Raw genomic sequence first — 20,018 nt, 5'->3', positions numbered from 1 at the left:
AGCAGCACATGAGACAAGCGTCGGGCCGCCGTCGCAAGGCCCCGGCAGCGCCTCCCCCCGTCAACAACCGCCCGCGGATCGCGGCGTACCTCGTCGTGGCCTCCCTGACCCTCGCGTCCCTCACCGCCGGCTATCTGACGCTGGGCCGCCCCGACCGCACCGCGCCGACAGCCTCCGTGGGAGCGGGGGAGACCGTGAAAGCCCCCGCGCAGGCGAGCGGTGAACCGAAGTGGGACGGCAGGACCAGGGTCCTCGGGGACGGTTCCACCTCGTACACCGGCCCGCAGCAGGGCCGGTTGAAGCCGGTTCCGCTCAAGCCCGGTGAGATACCACCCCAGTTCGTCGTCTTCTCCTGGGACGGCGCACTGGCGGGCGACGACGAACTCTTCGAGCACTACCGGGAGATGTCCGCGAAGTACGGCGCCCACATGACGTACTTCCTCACCGGCATCTACCTGCTGCCCAAGAGCAAGGCGGACCTCTACCAGCCCCCGCAGCACGCCAAGGGGTCGGCGGCGATCAGCTACGCCACCGACGACCACATCCGCACCACCCTGGAACAGCTCGGCAAGGCGTGGCAGGAGGGCAACGAGATCGGCACCCACTTCAACGGCCACTTCTGCGGCGAGAAGGGCGGCGCCGACTGGAGCGTCGCGGAGTGGAAGAGCGAGATCGACCAGTTCTACGCCTTCGTGGAGAAGTGGAAGACCAACACCGGCTACACCGACCTCGCTCCGCTGCCGTTCGACTTCAAGAAGGAGGTCACCGGCGGGCGCGCCCCCTGTCTGGAGGGCCAGGCGAACCTGCTGAAGGCCGCGAAGAGCTACGGCTGGCGTTACGACGCGAGTTCCGCCGGCGACTTCCAGATCTGGCCGAAGAAGAAGGACGGCATCTGGGACTTCCCGCTGCAGATGCTCCCGTACGAGGGCGGCGACTACCAGGGCCTGTCCATGGACTTCAACTTCCTCTACAACCAGTCCGAGGGCGAGACCGACGGTGCTCCGGCCAACTACCCACGCTGGCAGCAGGAGACCGTCGACGCCTACGAGGCCGGCTTCAACCGGGTGTACTACGGCAGCCGTGCCCCGCTGTTCATCGGCAACCACTTCGAGGAGTGGAACGGCGGCATCTACATGAAGGCCGTCGACGAGGTCATGGCGAACGTGTGCTCGAAGAAGGACGTCGAGTGCGTCTCCTTCAAGGAACTCGCCGACTGGCTCGACGTGCAGACCCCGGCGACCCTGGAGCGGCTGCGCGGCCTGGACCCGGCGCAGTCCCCGGACTGGTCGACGGTCGTGAAGTGATCGCCGTCAAGTGATCGCGTGACGTAGCTGTCGTTATCTGACGATTCGTCAACTTCCTTGCTGGTAAAGGGTATCCCCGTTCACAGGGGCTCCACATGGCATGCGAAAATTCCACAACCCGGCATCCCCCATCGCCGGGGCAAGAGGGGAAACATACGTGAAGTCAAGGAACATGGGCCGTACGCGCAGCCGCACCGCCATAGTCGTCGCGGCCGCTGCCTCGGTCGCCGCGGGAGCGGCGCTGCTGCCGGCCGGAAGCGCGAGCGCGGCGACCGCGCGCTCCGCCGCCCCGATCGTGGACCAGCAGACCAGGGCCACCTTCCAGCGCCTCGCCGACGCGGTCCTCACCGACCGTACGGACGCGCTGGTCGACGGTCCGCAGGGCAACCGGCAGAAGCCCCTGACGGGCGCCTTCTCCGGCGACGTCAAGCTGTCCGCCGCGCTGGCCCGCAGCGAGAACGCCGCCCTGTCCTCGCTGGACGGGCGCAAGGACCGCCTCGCGGCGCTCGGCGAGAAGTACAGCAGGGCCAACACCGTCGTCACCCTGAACAGCACCCGCCTCAAGGGCGCCAAGGCCGAGGTCGAGGTCACCGAGACCACGACCCTGACCTACCAGAAGGTCCGCGGCGACGAGCCGGGTACCACCGGCTTCCAGGCCCACCACGCGCTGACGTTCACCGCCGACGCGCGCGGCCACTGGCAGCTGACGGGCATCCGGAACACCGACGCGGCGGCCGACGTCGCCGTGAACCAGCCGGCCGAGCCGTCCGTCGCGGCCAAGCCGTCCGCGAAGGCCAAGGTCGGCACGGTGGCCGCCGACACCATGCCCAACGCCCCCCGCGCGGCCACCACCCGCACGACACCGGTGGCCGTCAAGAACCTCACCACCGGCGCCTTCGACTACAAGGCCATGGCCACGTACGCGGAGAAGTACTGGAGCACCTACAACCCGGACTACCCGAACTTCAACGGGCACGGCGCCGGCGGCGACTGCACCAACTTCGTCAGCCAGTCCCTGAAGGCAGGCGGCTGGAAGCACGCGCCCGGCTACGTGTACGACTACACCAAGTGGTTCGGCAACGCCGACATCCAGTCGGACTCCTTCGTCGGCGTCAACGAGTGGTCCTGGTTCGCCCAGAACTCGAAGCGCACCACCAGCCTCGCGTACGTCTACCAGCTGGACGTCGGCGACGTCCTGCAGATGGACTTCGAGAAGGACGGGTCGAAGGACCACACGATGATCGTCACGTACCGCAGCGCCCAGGGCGTGCCGTACCTGACCTACCACTCCGCCAACACCTACCGCAGGTCGGTGGCGAGCATCATCGCGTCGGAACCGAACGCCTACTACTACGCCTACCGCACCTGATCAACCCGGTCCCGCCGCCCCGGTCCCTTCCCGGGCCGGAGCGGCGGGCGCCGCAGCACCTTGCCGCCGTAGACCCCCGGCCCCTTTGCCCGGCCCCTTCGAGGGGTGCGCTCAGTGGGCCGTCATCCCGCGCTCCTCGCGGATACGGGCCACCACGTCGGCCACCGTGTGCCGCACGGCCTCCGCCTCCGTCAGGAAGTGCCAGTAGTCGGGGTGGCGGCCCTCCAGCGAGGCGATCGCGCGGTCCAGGCGGGCCACCGACTCGTCCAGCGGGCGGGCGTGCCGTGGCTCCGGGGTGTTGCGCCCCGACATGGCCAGCCGCTGCGCGTCACGGATCGCGAAGCGTGTGCGGTCGATCTCGCCCTGCGGGTCCTTCTGCACGGTGTTCAGCCGCCGCAGCCGGTCTCCGGCCGCCGACACCGCCTCGTCGGTGGTGTTCAGCAGCGCCCGCACCGTCGACAGCAGCGCCGTCGCGTCCGGCCAGCGCTGGGCGTCCCGGGCGGTCTGCGCCTCCTTGAGCCTGGCCTCGGCCTGCCGTACGTGGTCCGTGGCCTGCTCCGGTACGTGCTGGAGGTCCTGCCAGCACTCCGCCGAGAACCGTCTGCGCAGCTCGCTCAGCAGCGGCTGCACCTGCCCGGACCGGGTGGTCAGCGCCTCGGCGCGGGTACGCAGGGACACCAGCCGGTGGTCGATCTCCGCCGCCCGCTCGGGCAGCCGCGCCGCCTCCGCCCGGACCGCCTCCGCCTCGCGTGCGACCCGGTCGGCCCGCTCCAGCGTCTCCGGCACCCCGTGCTGCCCGGCGCCCTGGTTGAGCCGGGTCAGCTCGGGCCCCAGAGCGGCGAGCCGGGCGGCCAGATCGTCCGCCCGCAGCCCCGACCCCCGGACCGCGTCCAGGGCGTTCGAGGCGGCCAGCAGCGACTGGCGGGCGCGCTCCACGGAGGGCGCGAGCCGGGCCAACTGCGTCTCGGCCTTGCCGAGCAGCGGTCCGAGCCCGTCCGCGAAGCGGTCCAGGTCCTGCTTGACCCGCCCCAGCTCCTCCTTGGCCCGGGTCAGCTCGGACCGGGCGCGGGTGGCGGCCGAGGCATCCAGGTCGTCGCGGTCGAGATCATGGGCGTCGATGGCGGTGATGTACTGCCCGCTGGCCTCGTCGATCCGGAGCCCGAGCCCCTCGAAGTCGGCGACGGCGCGCCGGGCGGCGGGGGTGTCGTCGACGGCCTTGATCGTCTCTATCGAGATCCGCAGATCCCGCTGGGCGGTGTCCAGTTCGTAGAAAGCGGCGGCTGCGGCGTCCTTCGCGGCCTGCGCCTCGGCGCGCTGGCTCTCGGCCCGCCCACCGAACCACCGCCGCGTACCGCCACCGGCGAAGGCGGCGGGCAGGGCGAAGAGCAGCGGCAGCGGGAGCAGTACGAGCGTCAGGGCGTCCAGGGCGGCGGCGCGCAGGCCGGTGCGCGGACCGGTACGAGAGCGCTCGGGTGGGCGGTGCGGCGAACGGTGAGGCGACTGGTGCGCGCCCGGCGCAATCGGCGTGTACGGCTCAGAATTAATCGCCGTCACTTCCCTCTCCCGTGCTGTGAACTGCCCTGCCCGGTTCATTCTCCCACCGGTTATGGACGAACACACGGGCCGGTCGGTTCGCGCTGCGCGTACCGACTCGCGAATCAGGTCGAGCGCCGGCCGCTCACCGGGCCGCCGCGGGGCTCACTCCCCGGCGGACCGCACCCGTATGCTCCCGTCCTTCGTCTTCGCCGACACCAGGTGCGAGCTGTGCTTGTCGCGCGGTACCGACACCTTCACCGAGCCGTCGTCGGAGTCCGCCGTCACGCGATAGGTCTCGCGGGGCAGCTCGATGGTGAGCGAGCCGTCGTCGCTGCTCGACTCGACGAGGTCCGGCACGGAGGCGAGTTCGAGCCGCACCGAGCCGTCCTCCGAGTGCGCCCGCACCTGCCGGGAACGCACACCGAGGGCACGGATCGAACCGTCGTCGGTGGACAGCTTCAGCGCCCCGGTGGAGTCCCTGACGGTGACCGAGCCGTCCCCGGAACGGATGTCGAGGGCCTGGTCGAAGCCGTGGGCGGTGACGCTCCCGTCCCCGTTCCGCACGACGACGGAGACACCGCGCGGGACCTCGATCCGGTGCTTGGCGGAGCAGTCGGCGACCACGCCCGAGCACTTCACCCGCAGCTTCAGCCGGTCGTCCTCCATCGACCAGGTCACCTTGGGATCCTTGCCGAAGGTGACGGAGCCCGAGAACCAGCGAGTGACCTCTATCCGGCCCGACTTGTTCGAGTCCGCGGCGACGATGTCCAGCGCCGAGTCGTTCGAGTCGACGGTGAGCGTCCGTCCCTGCAGGGCGAAGGAACGGTGTTTCGGATCCTTGTCGTCCCCGGCGGAGGAGCAGGCGGAGGCGGTGGCGACGAGCGCGGCCACGACGCCGGTGACGGCGACGACACGGGTGCGGGTGCCGGTGCGTGTTCCGGTGCGGCTGCGCGGAAATGCTGATCGGGCCATGGTCCTTCTCCCCCTGAGGTGAACGTGGACCGGTGATCGATGATCGTTGGAGCCGGCCCTGCGACACTCTTCGACCGTACGGATCCGGTGCCCGCCGGGGCATCCGGGACGCTCCCCGATCCGTAGTGGGGAAAACCCCCGGATCCGGGCACGGAGATCTCCGGGGCGGATACGGGTTTGCGGGGCAGGGCCTCGGGCAATGTAGGCTGACGACTCGTCCTGGGCGCGTAGCTCAGTGGTAGAGCGCCGCCCTTACAAGGCGGATGTCGGCGGTTCGAAACCGTCCGCGCCCACCAGGATCAACGCAGACGATGGGCCCTCCGGCGGTTTCGCCGGGGGGCCTCTTCGTGCGCGAGGTGTGGTGTACGTGACCTTCTGATCACCCTTTTACACCTGCCGGATATCGTGAGCGCCAGTGACGGCGAGATCAGAGAGGCTGCCGTGTCGCAGGTGTCGGACGAGGGACGGCTCATCGCCGGGCGGTATCGGCTGACCGAGCAGATCGGCCGGGGCGGCATGGGCACGGTCTGGCTGGCCGCCGACGAGATGCTCAACCGCCGGGTCGCGCTCAAGCGTCTGCACGAGGACTCACGGTTCGCCGACGACGAGCTGGCCCTGATGTACGAGCGCACCCGCCGTGAGGCGCAGAGCGCGGCGCGGATCGCGCACCCCAACGTGGTCGTCGTCCATGACGTCGTCGAGGACGACGGGCTGCCGTGCATCGTCATGGAGTACGTGCCCTCCACCACGCTGAGCGCCCTGCTCAAGAGCGGCGGAACCGTTTCGCCCGAGGAGGCCGCCCGTATCGGCCGGGGCATGGTCGGCGCGCTGCGGGCCGCCCACGAGGCCGGTGTACTGCACCGTGACGTCAAGCCGGGCAACGTGCTGCTCACCGAGAACGGCCGGGTCGTCCTCACCGACTTCGGCATCGCCACGGCGACCGGTACCAGCACCCTCACCCGGACCGGCGAGATCGTCGGCTCCATCGACTTCATGGCACCGGAGCGCATCCAGGGCGACACCCCCGGCCCCGCCTCCGACCTCTGGGCGCTCGGCGCGACCCTCTACCAGGCGGTGGAGGGACAGCCGCCGTTCCGCAGGCTCACGCCGGTCGAGACGGCGTACTCCATCGTCACCGCCCCCCTGGAGCCGATGAAGCAGGCGGGCCCGCTGGAACCGCTGATCAGCGCCCTGCTGGCCAAGGATCCGGCCGAGCGGCCCTCGGCCCAGGAGACGGAACTGGCGCTGCGGTCGGTGACCGAGGACACGGAGCCGCGCGCGTGGACGGCGTCCGTCCCGGTGTCGACACCGGCTCCGGGCCAGGATCCCGACCGTACGGGCGGCACACGGAGGAGGACCGGCACCCAGAACGCGGCACCCGTGCGGCCCCGAGGCGGGCGCGGGCGCCGTACCGTCCTCTGGAGCGCGGTCGCGGTGATCCTCGTCGCCGGAGGCACGGCGGGCGGCGTCCACTACCTGAACTCGGCCGGCAAGGAAACACACACGCAGGGCGCGGGTTCGGAGGAGAGCCCCACCCCGACGTACACGCCCTCGCCCGTTCCCGACGGCTACCACCTCGTCACGGAGAAGACCCTCGGCGTCGCCTTCCCGGTGCCGGACGGCTGGACGCTGAACAAGCGGACGTCCGACGGGATCGTCTACATCGACGAGACCCGCCTGGCCAGCATCACCATCGGCATGATCGATCCCGCCGGCGATCCCTTGGCGCACTTCAAGGACATCGAGGCGAACACGAAGATCAACTATCCCGGGGACAAGTACCGCAAGCTCTATATGCAGCGCACGGCCTACCGGGGTCAGAAGGCCGCCATCTGGGAGTTCACCATCGAGGGCCGGGAGCGCGTCTTCCACGGCATCAACCTCGGCTTCGGGCAGGAGGGCGGCCGGGAGTACGACATCTACGTCTCGGCGCCCGAGAAGCAGTGGGACAGCTACCGGCCGGTCTTCGACCGCGTGCGGGAAGGTTTCCGCACCACCTCCTGAGGTCGGACCACCGACCGGACCCCGGCTTCAGGCGTCCTCCGCGCCCTCGTGCGCGTGCTTGAGCCGTGTGCGCGCGTCCACCCGGTCCGGTCCCGTGACCTCGGCCCAGTAACGGTGGCCGCTCACGAACACCGCGAGCTCGTGCTCGCGGCGCCGCAGTTTCTCCACCTCGGCCTGTTCGTCGGCCGTCCAGCCCGGCGACGCGGGGCGCTCCACCTTGCGCCAGCCGCCGGTGTCACTGAAACCCTCCAGCGGCTCGACCGACCAGGGGAGCCGCTTCAGCAGTGCCGACAGCTCGGCGCGGACCTGATGCAGCTCCTCCTGACCGGCCAGGAGGTCACTCGGGAAGTCATAGGTCGTCGCCACGCGCTAATGGTACGCCTGTTCGATTTTGTGATGCGAGTTCCTTCCGGTACTTCCTCCTCCACTTCACACGAACGAGTGGCGCGGGCCGGGGCGCGCCAGGTCAGGCGGTCCCGGTCGCCAGCTCCCGCACGACCCGGGTCGCCACCGGTACGTCAACCCCGTGCCGTTCGGCGGCGCGCAGCAGGGCTCCGCCGACGGCGTCCAGCTCCAGCGGGCGGCCCGCCTCGGCGTCGCGCTGCATCGACGACCTGGTGGCCGGGGGGAAGGTGTCGTACCGGGCCATGGCCTGGGTGGGGTCCGACGGGCCGCCGCAGGCCAGGCTCACCGCCGCCGTCTCCTCGACCAGGGCGGTCAGCTCGTCGCGGTGGCGGGTGCGGACCTCGCCCAGCGGGAGCCCGTGCAGGGTGGTCAGCAGGGCGAAGGGGGCGAGGAACGACATCTTCGCCCACAGCGCCGCCGCCTCGTCGGGCAGGACGCGGGTGGCCGGTCCGGCGGCCGTGAAGGCGGCGGACAGCGCGTCGAGTCGCTCGCGCGGTACCGGGTCACCGGCCAGGTCGATCTCCACGAAGGGGCTCGCGTGTTCGATCACGCCGGGTGCCGTACGGGTCGACTCGACGCGGATCACGGCCGGGGCGACGCGCTCGGCGCCGTAGCGGGCCCGCAGTGCGGCCGGGTGTTCGACGCCGTTCAGGAACGGTACGACCAGGGCGTCGCCCAGCGCCTGCGCCGGGACGCGTGTCAGGGCCGCGTCGAGGGTCGTGTGCTTGACGGCGACGAGGACGGCGTCGACCCCGCCGAGAGGGCCGGACGCCTCCGGCAACCCGGCCGTCGCGTCCACGGTCGCCGTGAACTCCCCGAAGAGGCCGCTGCGGACGCGGATTCCGCCTTCGCGGAGCGTGCGAGCGGTGTCGTCCCCGGCCAGGCAGATCACGCGGTGACCGGCACGGGAGAGCAGGGCGGCGAGCAGGCCGCCGACGCCGCCCGGGCCGAGTACGGCAAAGGTGAGCGGGGCCTGCTGTGCGTGTACGTGGACGGGTGCGGGTGTGTCCGTGGGCATGGCTGATCGAACCTCTCCTCGGTCGGCTCCTGACAGGTAGCCGCTTCGCGGAGCATGATCGCAGCCGGTACGGCCGTACGGCACTCCCCTTTCAGCATGCGGGCGGCGCGGATCGCCTCGTACGCGCGAGACTGGAGGCATGTGCCGCAGCATCAAGACCCTTCGTCCACCCGTACTCCCCGAAGAGGCCACAGAGGAGGAGATGCGGGCCGCCGCCCTCCAGTACGTCCGGAAGGTCTCCGGCTTCCGGGCGCCGGCCGCCCACAACCGCGAGGTTTTCGAACACGCCGTCGATGTCATCGCGGCGGCCACGGCCGAACTGCTGGCCGGCATCGAGGTGCGCGGCGGAGGTGGTACGGCGGCAGCCCGGCACGCGTCCTAGGACACGCACCGGGCCGCGAGGTCATCGGCTCGGACACCGGGCCGCCGAGCGGCCGGGGCCCTGAGCCGCTACGCCACTAGCTGACCGTCCACTTCTGGTTGTCGCCCGTGCCGCAGGCCCACAGCACCATCTGGGTGCCGTTGGCCGTGGCCGCGCCGTACGCGTCCAGGCAGAGGCCCGCGTTGACGTTCGTGATCGTGCCGTCGGTGTTGACGTTCCACTTCTGGTTGTTGCCGCCGTGGCAGTCCCAGATGACGACCTTCGTGCCGTTGGTCTTGCCGCTGTCGTAGGCGTCCAGGCACTTGTTGCCGTACACCACGAGTTCCTTGCGGGAGGTGTACGTCCACGCCTGGTTGGAGCCGCCGTTGCAGTCCCACAGCTCGGCCTGGGTGCCGTTGGTGATCGTGCTGTGAAGAGATCCAGGCAGCGCCCGGACTGCTTGCCGACGACCAGGTTGCCGTTCGTGCCGGGAACCGGCCGGACGGTCAGCGTGCCCAGGGTCGGGCCGCCCGTGACGGCGAGCGTGTTGGCGGCACCCTTGGACAGGGCGACCTGGACGGAGATCGTGCCAGGGGTCGAGCCGGTCGGCGGGAAGGACACCTTGGTGGCCGTCTGGCCGTTGACCTTGAGGGTCGCCGTACGGGCCGTGCTCGTGTCGTTCGTGTACGTGAAGTCGGCGACCGCGACACCGGTGTTCGCCGCGCTCACGGCGGTGTAACCGGCGGCGGAGGGCTCGTACGCGCTGCTCGCCGCCTCCGTGGCGCCGGTGACCGTACGCATGACCGAGCCGCCGGCCGGGACGCTGACCGTGTAACTCGTGCCGTACGAGCCGACGTTGGCGCGTGCCCACGGGTCACGGACGGTCGCGTCGGCGTTGGTCAGGCCGAGGTCGGACCAGCGGACGGTCATGTTCTGGGCGGAGGATGTGCGGTTGAGGAGAACGACGGCACGGTTGCCGGTGCCGGACAGGACCTTGCCGTAGACCTGGAGTCCGGTGGTGTCCTCGGCGACCTTGACGCCCTGCAGGCCGCGGGCGTCCTGGTCGACGGCGACGATCTCGGGGTTCTTGAGGATGTTCGCCGTCTCGGTGGTCATGGTGGCCAGGTTGTTGCCGGCCAGGAGCGGGGCTCCGGAGATGGCCCACAGGTCCATGTGGGTGCGGTTCTGGGCGGCGGTGAAGCCGTCCATGCCGACCATCAGCATGTCCGGGTCGTTGTAGTAGCCGGTGTGCTGGGCGGTGGGGTGGACGTTCCTGTCGTAGTTCGTCAACAGGTTGCTCATGGACGGCTTGTTGCCGTAGATGATGATGTCGTCGTTGGTCCGCCACATCGCGCCCTGGCCGGGGGCCCAGTTCCACGGGTTCTGCCGGCCCCAGTTGCACAGCGACAGGGTCATCGGGCGGCCGGTGGTGGCGGTGGCCTTGGTGATCGCGTCGCTGATGGACTGGTAGGTGGTCGCCGGGTCGAGGCCCTCGGCGTCACCGCCGCACCAGTCGACCTTCACGAAGTCGAAGCCCCACTGCGAGAACTGGAGCATGTCCTGGTCGTAGTGGCCCTCGCTGCCGGAGCCGGGGGCGGCGGGGCGGCCGGTCGGGTAGTAGTAGCCGCAGCCGTCCTTGCCCGCGTCGGTGTAGATGCCGGCCTTGAGGCCCTTGCTGTGGATGTAGTCGGCGATGGCCTTCATGCCGCCGGGCCACTCGGACTCGTCGATCGTGATGTTCCCGGCGCTGTCCCGGGTGCCCTGCCACCAGCCCTCGTCGATGTTGACGTACTTGTACCCGGCCGCGGGCAGCCCGGAGGCGACGAACGCGTCGACCTGGCCCTTGATCACGCTGTAGTCGATCTTCGCGGCGAAGCTGTTCCAGGAGGCCCAGCCCATGGGGGCGGCGGGGACCGGTATCTGGCGGGTGGAGGCGGCGACCGGGGCGGTGTTGTCGAGCGGGGTCGCTTCTTCGGCCTGCGGCTGGGCGAAGAGGAGGGCGGCGGTCGCCGCGGTCGCGAGAGCGAGGGTGCGGATGGCGGTGCGGCCGAGGAGGGATGAGCGCGGCGGGGGATACATGCGGCTCCTTGCCGGGGGCGCGGCGTTGCGATTCCCGGGGTCTTTGGTCGATATGTCGAACTACGATCGGCGAACCGAACGAGGGGGCGCGCTGAAAGTAGAGCGGCAGGGGGTTGAAGTCAACGGGTGTGGCAGAGGTTGGTTTTCCGCCGGGGGGATTGCGGGGCGGAATTGAGGGGTTGGGGTGGGTAGGAGCGCCTGAGGGGGGTGGGGGTTCCGTGGGGTTGCGGGTGCCGGTGCGTCGTGGCTTGTCGCGCAGTTCCCCGCGCCCCTGAAGGGCGCGCCCGGGCGCGCCAGAGGGGGGCGGTGGAGGTTGCGGGTGCGTTGTGGCTTGTCGCGCGGTTCCTCGCGCCCCTGAAGGGCGCGTTTCCTCAGCGTCCGTTGGGTATGCGCCCCTTGTTCGTGGGCCGGCTACCCGTGTGCGCGGGTTACCCGGGGGCGGCGCATCAGGAAGGCTGCTCCTGCGCCTGCTGCGAAGAGGGCTGCTACGGAGACGCCTGTTGCCAGCCAGGTGGCGCCGAGCCACTGGCCGCCGAAGTAGCCGAGGGCGACGCTGTACACGGCCCACGCCAGGCCGGCCACGATGGACCAGGGGAGGAACTCGCCGACCCTGCGGTGGGCGGCGCCCGCGCCGAGGGAGACGACCGAGCGGCCGGCCGGGGCGAAGCGGGCGACGACGACCAGGATGCCGCCGCTGTGCGCGAGGGCCTGGCCGAGACGTTCCTGCGCGCTGGTCAGGCGGCGGGAGCGGGCGATCGCGCGGTCCAGCCGGGCCCCGCCGTGCCAGGCGAGGCGGTACGCCACCAGGTCGCCGAGGACCGACGCCGTGGCCGCGCACAGGGTGAGCGCGAGAATGTCGGGGACCTCTTGCGGCACCTGCCCGGTGGCCGCGCCCGAACCGGCGGCGGCCGCCGTGGCGGCCGTGATGACCAGGACACCGCTCGGCAGTACCGGCAACAGGACGTCGAGCAGGACGGACACGGCCACCAGGGCGTAGATCCACGGGGTCCCGGTCAGTGACCCCACACTCTCAAGCACCGCAGACTCCCCGAAACTCCCCCGTCGGCCCGATCCGTGCCGCTACCTCGCGGGGGAGCGGCGGGCGGCGTGTGACAGCCATACAGCGTACGCGGGGGGTCTGACAGGAGATCCACGGGGGGCTCATGTGTTCGGCACACGATGTTCACCCTGACGCGCGGTTCACCCCGGAGCGCGCCGCCCCGCCCCCGGGCACGGGGACGGGCACCGGCCGGTGGTGACGGATCAGACCGCTACCGGGGTCTTCTCCCGCGACTCCTTCGACTTCGAGGCGCCGGACGAGCGCTTCGCGAGGAACCGGTCCACGCCGAAGGCGCCGGAGCCGGTGAAGACGAGCAGGAAGAACGCCCAGCAGAAGGCGGCGGCCAGTTCGCCCTGGTTCTGGATCGGCATGAGGGCACTCGGCTGGTGCACGTCGAAGTACGCGTACGCCATCGCGCCCGAGGCGATGAACGAGGCGGCGCGGGTGCCGAGGCCCAGCAGGACCAGGGTGCCGCCGACCAGCTCGATCACGGCCGCGTACCAGCCGGGCCAGGTGCCGGCCGCTACCGTCTCCCCGCCGCCGAGGACGCCGAAGAGCGAACGGGCGCCGTGGCAGGCGAAGAGCAGGCCGACCACGATCCGGAAGAGGCCGATGGCGTAGGGCTGTGCCTTGTTGAGGCGAGCGGACATGTGGGGGATGTCTCCTTCGGTCGGGATCGTTCCGTCGGGGGACGGATCGGTCCTGGGGGCGGAACCGAGCGGGTAATCCACCGTAGGGGGGCCTAATCGATGCTTACAAGTTCAACATTTGGCCACTGCCTGGTCTCCAAATGGCCCTCTGTTTGCCCTTCCGGCTTCACAGTTTCCGCACGTGGGGCCGCACTTGAGGTCAAGCGCAGCACGGCCCGCGCCACCGCATCCGCGTCCGAAAGTGTGACCGAATCCACGCCAGGTCGAGCCCCGGCCGCCGTCACCCAGTGCACGCCCTCCGTGGGCACTCCGAACGCCAACCTCCTTGCGTGTGAACTGCCTTGACGGTCTATCAGGTGATAGGGGCGCGGTGTGACGTCCAGTCCACCGGTTTCGTGGCCGTCGATCACATGGGGCCTCGCCCCGCCCGTCCGCAGCAGGCCGGCGAGGAGGGGGTCGGCCGTCCGGCGGAGATCGGGCTCCGGCAGCCGCGCCTCTATGAGCGAGGTCACGCGTACGGCCGAGCCCGGGACGTCGGGGGAGTGCGCCACCCAGGCCCCGTCCCCGGCCCGTACGTCGAGCCGGGGGCCGAGTACCTCCACCACGCCCGCCGTCACCAGCGCCGCCAGCTCCTCGACGCGTCGCCGGGGCGGCCCGATCGACAGGAACGCGTTGAGCGGGGTGTACCAACGGTCCAGATGATCCCGGCGCGAACCGCCCGGCAGCCCGGCGTGGTCGACGATCAGCCGCAACTCGTTGCGCAGGTCGCGCAGTACGTCCTGGGCCGCCTTCACGGGCCCGTCGACATTGCCCAGTTCGGCCTGGGCGGCGTCCTCGTGGAGGTGTGCGAGCACCCAGCTCCGCCAGGCGGCGGTATCGGGGAAGACCTGTCCGGCGTACGGCCGTGACATCCGCGCCCAGGACCAGCGGTCGGCCTCCGGTACGCCGAACTCGTCGAGTACGGACGCCTCCTGGGGGTCGCGGTGCGGTGCGGCGAGGAAGCGGTCCCGGAAGCCGCTGAGCGGGCGGGTCGTCAGCTCCCGTGTCCGCAGCAGGGTTTCGTAGTAGACCGTCTCGACCTCCTTCGCCACCAGCGGCCATATCTCCGTGCGGAAGTCGGGCGCCTCGCCGGAGTCGGCGCGCTTGCGGAAGCAGGCGATCACCTCGTCGGTGAGTACGAGCGGCCTGTGTCTGCCGTACGGGCCCTTCGCGTTGTCGCCGCGCGCCTGGTACGGGATGCCGCGCCGCGAACCGGCGTGGAGGCGCGGTTCACGCCCGGACGGCAGATAACGCAGACCACCCGCACCGGAGTTGGACGCGTCGCGCACGAAACGGCCGCCACGGCCCGTCGTCAGGAGGGTCAGATGGTCGAAGAAGTTGAGGCCGAGCCCGCGCAGCAGGACCGGTTCACCGGGGGCGAGCCGCGAGAGGTCGACGTCGGCCGGGTTGGCGGGCGCGATGTGGCACAGGCCGCGTCGGTCGGCGTACGAGCTGAGGCCTCGCTGCTCGTCGTCCGGGAAGAGGGGGAGGTGGCCCTGGGCGAGGACGACGGCGGACAGGGCGGTCAGGGTGCGGCCGTCCGCGAGGGTGAGAGTCTGGCTGCCGTCGGGGGCGTCGGCGAGGCGGATCGCGCGGGCCCGGTGCGTCTCGACGCGTACGGTGGGCGGCGCCTCGCGCACGACCTTCGCGAACACCCACTCCAGGTAACGCCCGTAATGGGCGCGGGTCGGGTAGTCGTCCGGCCCCAACTCGCTCTCGTCCTCGGGCGAGTTGCGCGCCGCCCATTCGTACAGGCTCGGGCCCGGTCGGACGGGGCCCGAGCAGTCCACGCTGTCGTCGGTGAAGAGGGTCACCTGCGAGGCCACGGTGTTCATCAGCAACCGGGGTGACTGCGAGGTGCGCCAGACCTGCCCGGCGCCCGGCGGCGCGGGGTCGACGACGTGCACGGTCAACAGGGCACCGGGCGCCAGGAGTTCAGGCACGGAGGCGCAGAGGCGCTCCAGCACGCTCGTGCCGCGCGGACCGGCGCCGACCAGGGCGACGGACACGGAGAGACGCCCGGGCGGGCTCCCGGAGACGGTCCTGGACGGCTCTACGGGCGCTGGAGACATGGGGGAACTCCCGGGCGTGTGGGGCGCGTTGGCAGCGAACCGCCAACCGGAAGCCGACGGTCCGCCTCATCATGCCGTCGGCGTCCGCACGAACCCGGCACCGGGGACGGGGCTCGCCGCCGGTGTGGGATGCCTCACCCGCTCAGCTGCGACTCCATGACCGTCTCCAGCTGTGCGCCGCTGTCCTTCTCGCCCCGGACCCGGTCGAGCCGCAGCCGGGCCGAACGGCCGCGCACGGTCAGGGTCATCAGCATGTTGCCGAACCAGGGGCCGCCCGTCCGGCGCCAGACGACCGGCGGCGGCGCGACCCGGCCGTGCCGGGCGAGGCGGCGGCCCAGGCCACGGCCCAGGCCGCTCCAGCCCAGCCGGAAGCCGACCTTGATGTAGAGGGGGATGGCGTTGTGGACCGGGGAGCAGGTGAGCTGGAGGACCCGGGCGTCCGGGCCGGCGGCCTCGGGCCAGGTCGGCTCGGCGGCGTACGCGTGGTGGACGTCACCCGACAGGACGAGCACCGTCGCCGGCGCCCCGGGACCCGAGCCGGCCTCCGCGATCACGTCGGCCAGGGTGTTGAACGAGGTGGGGAACGCCGCCCAGTGTTCGAGGTCGGCCCCGCGGCGCAGTTTCTCCCCGAACCGGGCCCAGCGCGCGCCCCGTTCGCCCGCGCACAGGGCCGAGTCCCAGGCCTCGGCGTCGTGCACGAGGTGCGGCAGCAGCCAGGGGAGCGAGGTGCCGATGAGGAGGTGGTCGCAGGAGCCGGGATCCGCCAGCGCCTGTTCGCGCACCCAGGCCGCCTCGCCCGGGTCCAGCATCGAGCGCTTGTCCTCGTCGAGGACCCGGGCCGCCCTGCTGTCCACCATCAGCAGCCGTACCCGGCCGAAGTCGCGCCGGTAGCTCCAGCGGACCGAGTCGGGGTCGGCGTCCGCCCGCGCGGCGAAGGCGCGCACCGCGTCCGTACCGTCGGGAATCTCGCGTACGGCCGCGTACAGCGGGTCGGTGGCGAGTTCGGCCGGGGCGAGGTTGCCCAGGTGCTGGTGCACCCAGTACGACATCAGGCCGCTCAGCAGCCGCTCGCGCCACCACGGGGTCTCCCGCATGTCGGCCAGCCAGGCGGCGCTGGTGTTCCAGTCGTCGATGACGTCGTGGTCGTCGAAGATCATGCAGCTGGGGACGGTGGAGAGAAGCCAGCGCACCTCGGGGTCGAGCCAGGACTCGTAGTAGAGGTGGGTGTACTCCTCGTAGTCCGCGACCTCGGCGCCCGGCGGTTCGGACAGGTCGCGGCGGGCGGCCAGCCAGTCGCGGGTGGCGTCGGACACCTCGTCGGCGTACACCTGGTCGCCCAACAGGAGGAGGACGTCCGGGCGTTCGGCCGTCGGATCGGCTGCGATACGTGCCGCCAGGGTGTCCAGGGCGTCCGCGCCCACCGGGTCCTTGTCGCCGGCGGCCGGCGCCGCCCAGCGGCAGGAACCGAAGGCGATCCGGAACGCGTCGCCTGCTTCTCCGACCTCCACGCGCTCGCCGCCCTCTCCGCCCTCCCCGGCCTCTGCGTCCTCCCCGGCCTCTGCGTCCTCGGCGGTGCGGATGACGGAGGGCGGGAAGGGCGAGTCGGGAAGCGGCCACACGCGGACGCCGTCCAGCAGCACCTCGTAGGGAGTCGATGTGCCCGGCGTGAGGCCGGTCACCGGGATCAGCGCGTAGTGGTGGCCCGCGACCTGGAAGGTGCGGGACTCACCGCCCGCGCCGTCCGCGCAGCGGGCCTCCGCGGTGCAGGGACGGCTCGCCTCGACCCAGACGGTCGCGGACGAACTGTCGGCGTACCTCAGCAGCGGTCCCAGGCGAAGTGTCGCCACGTGATCACCCTCCTCCGTCGCACCGTACGGTACGGACGACGGAGAAGGGCGGGGAGGTTCCGTGCATGATGCAGACGTTTCACCGTCGATCGACGGCCGAACGGGGGACGGGCGGGTGTCCGGTCAGCAGCTGGCGAGGTAGCTGGTCAGCGCGCTCTTCTCGGCCGAGTCGACCGAGAGGTCGTAGTAGTACTTCACCTGGACCCAGGCGCGGACGTAGGTGCAGCGGTACGACGTGAGGGACGGCATCCACTCGGCCGGGTCCTGGTCGCTCTTGGACTGGTTCACGTTGTCCGTGACGGCGATCAGCTGCGGGCGGGTGACGTCGTTGGCGAAGCCCTGGCGCTGGGCGGTGGTCCAGGCGCTGGCCCCCGAGTCCCAGGCCTCGGCGAGCGGGACCAGGTGGTCGATGTCGAGGTCGGAGGCGGCGGTCCAGGTGGCGCCGTCGTAAGGGGAGTACCAACTGCCGCTGGTGGCGGTGCAGGCGGAGTTGGTGACGACGTTCGAGCCGTCCCGCTTGAGGATGTACTCACGCGTGTTGCACGTGCCGCTGATCGTGATCCAGGTGGGGAAGAGGTCGCGGTCGTAGCCGGTGCGGTTCTCGGCCTTCACGGTGAGCGAGGCGAGGTAGGTGCGGGCGGTGGCGGCGCTGACCGGGGTGGGGAGAGCGGCGGAGGCGGTCGGACCGTTGAGAAGTCCGACCGAGGCTATGAGACCGGTGAGCGCGGCGAGTATGCTGAGCCGTCGACGCGCGTAGAACTTCGGCATGCGAACTCCCTCGGGGGATGGGGGTGTTGGGCGCGAGCGAGTGAATGCTTGCGTCGCTTGATTGCCGCGAGATGTGCGATTGGTAAGAAGTTAGTGACGTGCGCATGACATAACAACCCTCTGGGGTCGGTTATCCTTGCCGGTGCAGAAGGGGAGTAGCTCTTCGCCGGACCGTCGACATACTGCTCAGCTCGTCTGAGCCGGCGCCCGGAGGCAGGTGCCGCACACGCGGACCGGCCAGCGAGACCTTCGGCAGAGCAGCACACCGTCTTACGTGTGCTGCCGTGCCGAGGTGTCGCAGCGCGGACAGCGTGAGGTCATCGCACTCTCGGTGGGGCAGCCCCGACCGATTGAGGAACCTTGATCAGCATCAGTGTCACGGCGCTCGTCTTCGGCGTCGTCTTCCTGGCCGAACTCCCGGACAAGACCGCCCTCGCCGGGCTCGTCCTCGGCACCCGCTACCGCGCCTCGTACGTCTTCGCGGGCGTCGCCGCCGCCTTCGCCGTCCATGTCGCGCTGGCCGTCGCGGCGGGCAGCGTCCTCACGCTCCTGCCCCAGCAGCTCGTCCACGCGCTGACCGGCGTGCTCTTCCTGGGCGGAGCCGCTGTCCTGCTGCTGAAGAAGGGCGGGGACGAGGAGGAGGTGCGACGGCCCGAGGACCAGTCCTTCTGGAAGGTGTCAGGGGCCGGCTTCATGCTCATCCTCGTCGCCGAGTTCGGCGATCTCACGCAGATCATGACCGCCAACCTCGCCGCCCGTTACGACGACCCGCTCTCGGTCGGCCTCGGCGCGGTGCTCGCGCTGTGGGCGGTGGCGGGGCTCGGGATCGTGGGCGGGCGGGCGCTGATGAAGCGGGTGCCGCTGGAGCTGATCACCAAGGTCGCGGCGGTGCTGATGCTGGGGCTCGGGGTGTGGAGTCTTTGGGAGGCGGTGAGTGGGTAGGGGTGGCTCGGCGGGAGGCGCTGGGGGCGGCCGGTCCGGGGTGCCTGGAAGGTGGCGGGTCGGTGAACGATTGCCCCAGGCGGTAGCGGGAGGCGCGGTTTCTTTTGTACCGTGTAGGAACAAAGTGGCTCCCGCCCGTTTTCCCTGACCGGCGGGCGGGGCCGCCTTGGTCCCGTACCTGTGTCTGGAGCCCTGCCGATGACGGCCACCACCGTGCTCACCGCCCGCGCCCTCCTTCTCGACATGGACGGCACCCTCGTCAACTCGGACGCCGTCGTCGAGCGCGTCTGGCGGCGCTGGGCGGACCTGCACGGGCTGGACGGCGACGAGGTGATGAAGGTCGTGCACGGGCGGCAGGGGTACGCCTCCATGGCGGTACTGCTGCCCGGCCGGCCCATGGAGCAGAACTACGCGGACAACGCGCGTCTGCTCGCCGAGGAGACCGCCGATCTGGACGGCGTGGTGGAGATACCGGGCGCGTCCGAGTTCCTGGCCTCACTGAAGGGGCTTCCGCACGCGCTGGTGACCTCGGCGAATGTCGGGCTGTCGACCGCGCGGATGGGTGCGGCGGGGTTGGGGCTGCCGGATGTTCGCATCACCGCGGAGTCGGTGGGTGCGAGCAAGCCGGACCCGGAAGGGTTTCTGAAGGGCGCGGCCGAACTTGGGGTCGACCCCGCCGACTGTGTGGTCTTCGAGGACTCGGGGGCGGGGATCTCGGCGGGGCGCTCCGCGGGGATGCGGGTGGTGGGGGTCGGGCCGCGGGCCCACCGTCATCGGCCGGATGTGGTGGTGCCGGATCTGGTGGGGGTGCGGGTCGAGCGGGCGGAGGGTGGGGAGTTGCGGGTGCGGGTCGGGGGTTGAGGGTTTTTTCTTCCCACCCGCCCACCCGTCTCGGCACGATTACCGGGCGAGCTCGAACCTCTCCGGCCGGGCGGCGCCTCAAGCCAGGCCGGGCGGCAGCTCAGGCGCTGCGCGCCCGCTTCAGCCGCCGACCGCCGCCGAGGGCGCCGACCGGTGCCTCCGGCGAGGCCGATGCACCTCCGGCGCCGGTCCGCACCCCTGCCTCGGGCGGTGCTGTTGTGGCGCGGCCTTTACCTCTGCCTCGGGCGGTGCTCTTCGGGCGGCGGCCCGCACCCCTGTCCTGGGCGGTGCTGTTGTGGCGTTGGCTGGTATCTCCCGGGCTCGGGCTGTGCTTTTCCGGTGCCCAGCCTGGCTCTCTGTCGCGCGGGTAGTGCTGTCAGGTGGCGGCCCGCACCCCTGCCTCGGGCGGTGCTCTTCGGGCGGGGGCCCGTAGCCCTGTTCCGGGCGGTGCTGTTGTGGCGTTGGCTGGTATCTCCCGGGCTCGGGCTGTGCTCTTCCGGTGCCCAGCCTGGCTCTCTGTCGCGCGGGTAGTGCTGTCAGGTGGAGGCCCGCACCCCTGTTCCGGGCGGTGCTCTTCTGGTGCCTGTCTGTGCCTTCCCGTCGTGCGGGCGGTGCTGTCAGGTGGCGGCCCGTAGCACCCCCCGCAGACCGGCCGTACGTTTCAGCGCAGGTCCGCGTTTTCAGCCCGTCCGGCGATTGAGGACGAGGCCCGTTCAGGGCCGTAGGGGGGG

At 71.0% G+C, this 20,018-nt stretch carries 15 protein-coding genes, 1 tRNA gene and 1 pseudogene; 7 read left to right on the top strand and 10 right to left on the bottom strand.

The genetic code is table 11. From position 1 onward, the window contains the following. Positions 1 to 8: 8 nt before the first annotated feature. Together STRTUCAR8_RS42540 and STRTUCAR8_RS42535 are read left to right on the top strand one after the other, a co-directional pair. On the top strand, positions 9 to 1,304 hold the full coding sequence (locus STRTUCAR8_RS42540; RefSeq protein ID WP_006382635.1) for a polysaccharide deacetylase family protein: 1,296 nt from the start codon (positions 9 to 11) through the stop codon (positions 1,302 to 1,304). Between the two features lie 157 nt (positions 1,305 to 1,461). Beyond that, the gene (locus tag STRTUCAR8_RS42535; protein ID WP_006382629.1) at positions 1,462 to 2,673 is read left to right on the top strand and encodes an amidase domain-containing protein; all 1,212 of its coding nucleotides are present in this window, start codon (positions 1,462 to 1,464) and stop codon (positions 2,671 to 2,673) included. Positions 2,674 to 2,784: 111 nt separating this feature from the next. On the opposite strand, the gene STRTUCAR8_RS42530 is transcribed toward STRTUCAR8_RS42535, so the two are convergent. Next, on the bottom strand, positions 2,785 to 4,227 hold the full coding sequence (locus STRTUCAR8_RS42530; protein ID WP_006382633.1) for a hypothetical protein: 1,443 nt from the start codon (positions 4,225 to 4,227) through the stop codon (positions 2,785 to 2,787). Between the two features lie 144 nt (positions 4,228 to 4,371). Further along, positions 4,372 to 5,181: a DUF4097 family beta strand repeat-containing protein gene (locus STRTUCAR8_RS42525; protein WP_006382636.1), complete on the bottom strand. Its 810-nt coding sequence runs from the start codon at positions 5,179 to 5,181 to the stop codon at positions 4,372 to 4,374. 221 nt (positions 5,182 to 5,402) lie between these two features. Here STRTUCAR8_RS42525 and STRTUCAR8_RS42520 point away from each other — a divergent pair. Together STRTUCAR8_RS42520 and STRTUCAR8_RS42515 are read left to right on the top strand one after the other, a co-directional pair. Then, positions 5,403 to 5,477 (top strand) — tRNA-Val (locus tag STRTUCAR8_RS42520). A gap of 109 nt (positions 5,478 to 5,586) precedes the next feature. After that, positions 5,587 to 7,185 (top strand): serine/threonine-protein kinase, encoded by a 1,599-nt coding sequence (locus STRTUCAR8_RS42515; RefSeq protein WP_006382630.1) that lies wholly within the window; start codon positions 5,587 to 5,589, stop codon positions 7,183 to 7,185. A 27-nt stretch (positions 7,186 to 7,212) separates the two neighbouring features. Here STRTUCAR8_RS42515 and STRTUCAR8_RS42510 read toward each other — a convergent pair whose 3' ends face one another. Together STRTUCAR8_RS42510 and STRTUCAR8_RS42505 are read right to left on the bottom strand one after the other, a co-directional pair. After that, positions 7,213 to 7,551, bottom strand: coding sequence for a hypothetical protein (locus STRTUCAR8_RS42510; protein WP_006382619.1), 339 nt, complete (start codon positions 7,549 to 7,551; stop codon positions 7,213 to 7,215). Positions 7,552 to 7,651: 100 nt separating this feature from the next. Further along, positions 7,652 to 8,608 (bottom strand): ketopantoate reductase family protein, encoded by a 957-nt coding sequence (locus STRTUCAR8_RS42505; protein ID WP_044473848.1) that lies wholly within the window; start codon positions 8,606 to 8,608, stop codon positions 7,652 to 7,654. 139 nt (positions 8,609 to 8,747) lie between these two features. On the opposite strand from STRTUCAR8_RS42505, the gene STRTUCAR8_RS42500 reads away from it, so the two are divergent. Further along, positions 8,748 to 8,990: a DUF2277 domain-containing protein gene (locus tag STRTUCAR8_RS42500; protein ID WP_006382632.1), complete on the top strand. Its 243-nt coding sequence runs from the start codon at positions 8,748 to 8,750 to the stop codon at positions 8,988 to 8,990. 76 nt (positions 8,991 to 9,066) lie between these two features. Here the strand turns inward: STRTUCAR8_RS42500 and STRTUCAR8_RS42495 are convergent. From STRTUCAR8_RS42495 to STRTUCAR8_RS42470, 6 genes and pseudogenes are all read right to left on the bottom strand, one after another. After that, positions 9,067 to 11,048, bottom strand: a pseudogene (locus STRTUCAR8_RS42495) (RICIN domain-containing protein). A 411-nt stretch (positions 11,049 to 11,459) separates the two neighbouring features. Beyond that, on the bottom strand, positions 11,460 to 12,086 hold the full coding sequence (locus STRTUCAR8_RS42490; RefSeq protein ID WP_006382625.1) for a DedA family protein: 627 nt from the start codon (positions 12,084 to 12,086) through the stop codon (positions 11,460 to 11,462). A gap of 225 nt (positions 12,087 to 12,311) precedes the next feature. Beyond that, positions 12,312 to 12,758 (bottom strand): DoxX family protein, encoded by a 447-nt coding sequence (locus tag STRTUCAR8_RS42485; protein ID WP_006382620.1) that lies wholly within the window; start codon positions 12,756 to 12,758, stop codon positions 12,312 to 12,314. Positions 12,759 to 12,850: 92 nt separating this feature from the next. After that, positions 12,851 to 14,869, bottom strand: coding sequence for an FAD/NAD(P)-binding protein (locus STRTUCAR8_RS42480; RefSeq protein WP_044473847.1), 2,019 nt, complete (start codon positions 14,867 to 14,869; stop codon positions 12,851 to 12,853). 134 nt (positions 14,870 to 15,003) lie between these two features. Then, a complete protein-coding gene (locus STRTUCAR8_RS42475; protein WP_006382623.1) occupies positions 15,004 to 16,716 on the bottom strand; it encodes an alkaline phosphatase D family protein in 1,713 nt (570 codons plus the stop codon). A 123-nt stretch (positions 16,717 to 16,839) separates the two neighbouring features. Further along, positions 16,840 to 17,484, bottom strand: coding sequence for an HNH endonuclease family protein (locus tag STRTUCAR8_RS42470; RefSeq protein WP_006382616.1), 645 nt, complete (start codon positions 17,482 to 17,484; stop codon positions 16,840 to 16,842). Between the two features lie 360 nt (positions 17,485 to 17,844). On the opposite strand from STRTUCAR8_RS42470, the gene STRTUCAR8_RS42465 reads away from it, so the two are divergent. Together STRTUCAR8_RS42465 and STRTUCAR8_RS42460 are read left to right on the top strand one after the other, a co-directional pair. Further along, entirely contained in the window at positions 17,845 to 18,426 is a 582-nt protein-coding gene (locus STRTUCAR8_RS42465) for a TMEM165/GDT1 family protein (RefSeq protein ID WP_006382617.1), read from the top strand. Between the two features lie 198 nt (positions 18,427 to 18,624). Then, positions 18,625 to 19,287 (top strand): HAD family hydrolase, encoded by a 663-nt coding sequence (locus STRTUCAR8_RS42460; RefSeq protein ID WP_006382614.1) that lies wholly within the window; start codon positions 18,625 to 18,627, stop codon positions 19,285 to 19,287. Positions 19,288 to 20,018 lie beyond the last annotated feature (731 nt).

The organism is Streptomyces turgidiscabies Car8 (genome assembly GCF_000331005.1).
Lineage (GTDB): Bacteria > Actinomycetota > Actinomycetes > Streptomycetales > Streptomycetaceae > Streptomyces > Streptomyces turgidiscabies.
Note: the sequence above shows the minus strand (reverse complement) of the source record. Positions and strands in the feature narration are given on the sequence as shown.

What these genes read in the sequence shown, in the direction of transcription:
- STRTUCAR8_RS42540 (WP_006382635.1), top strand. Translation starts at nt 9, where the DNA reads ATGAGACAAGCGTCGGGCCGCCGTCGCAAGGCCCCGGCAGCGCCTCCC.
- STRTUCAR8_RS42460 (WP_006382614.1), top strand. Translation starts at nt 18,625, where the DNA reads ATGACGGCCACCACCGTGCTCACCGCCCGCGCCCTCCTTCTCGACATG.
- STRTUCAR8_RS42505 (WP_044473848.1), bottom strand. Translation starts at nt 8,608, where the DNA reads ATGCCCACGGACACACCCGCACCCGTCCACGTACACGCACAGCAGGCC.
- STRTUCAR8_RS42525 (WP_006382636.1), bottom strand. Translation starts at nt 5,181, where the DNA reads ATGGCCCGATCAGCATTTCCGCGCAGCCGCACCGGAACACGCACCGGC.
- STRTUCAR8_RS42480 (WP_044473847.1), bottom strand. Translation starts at nt 14,869, where the DNA reads ATGTCTCCAGCGCCCGTAGAGCCGTCCAGGACCGTCTCCGGGAGCCCG.
- STRTUCAR8_RS42470 (WP_006382616.1), bottom strand. Translation starts at nt 17,484, where the DNA reads ATGCCGAAGTTCTACGCGCGTCGACGGCTCAGCATACTCGCCGCGCTC.
- STRTUCAR8_RS42500 (WP_006382632.1), top strand. Translation starts at nt 8,748, where the DNA reads ATGTGCCGCAGCATCAAGACCCTTCGTCCACCCGTACTCCCCGAAGAG.
- STRTUCAR8_RS42485 (WP_006382620.1), bottom strand. Translation starts at nt 12,758, where the DNA reads ATGTCCGCTCGCCTCAACAAGGCACAGCCCTACGCCATCGGCCTCTTC.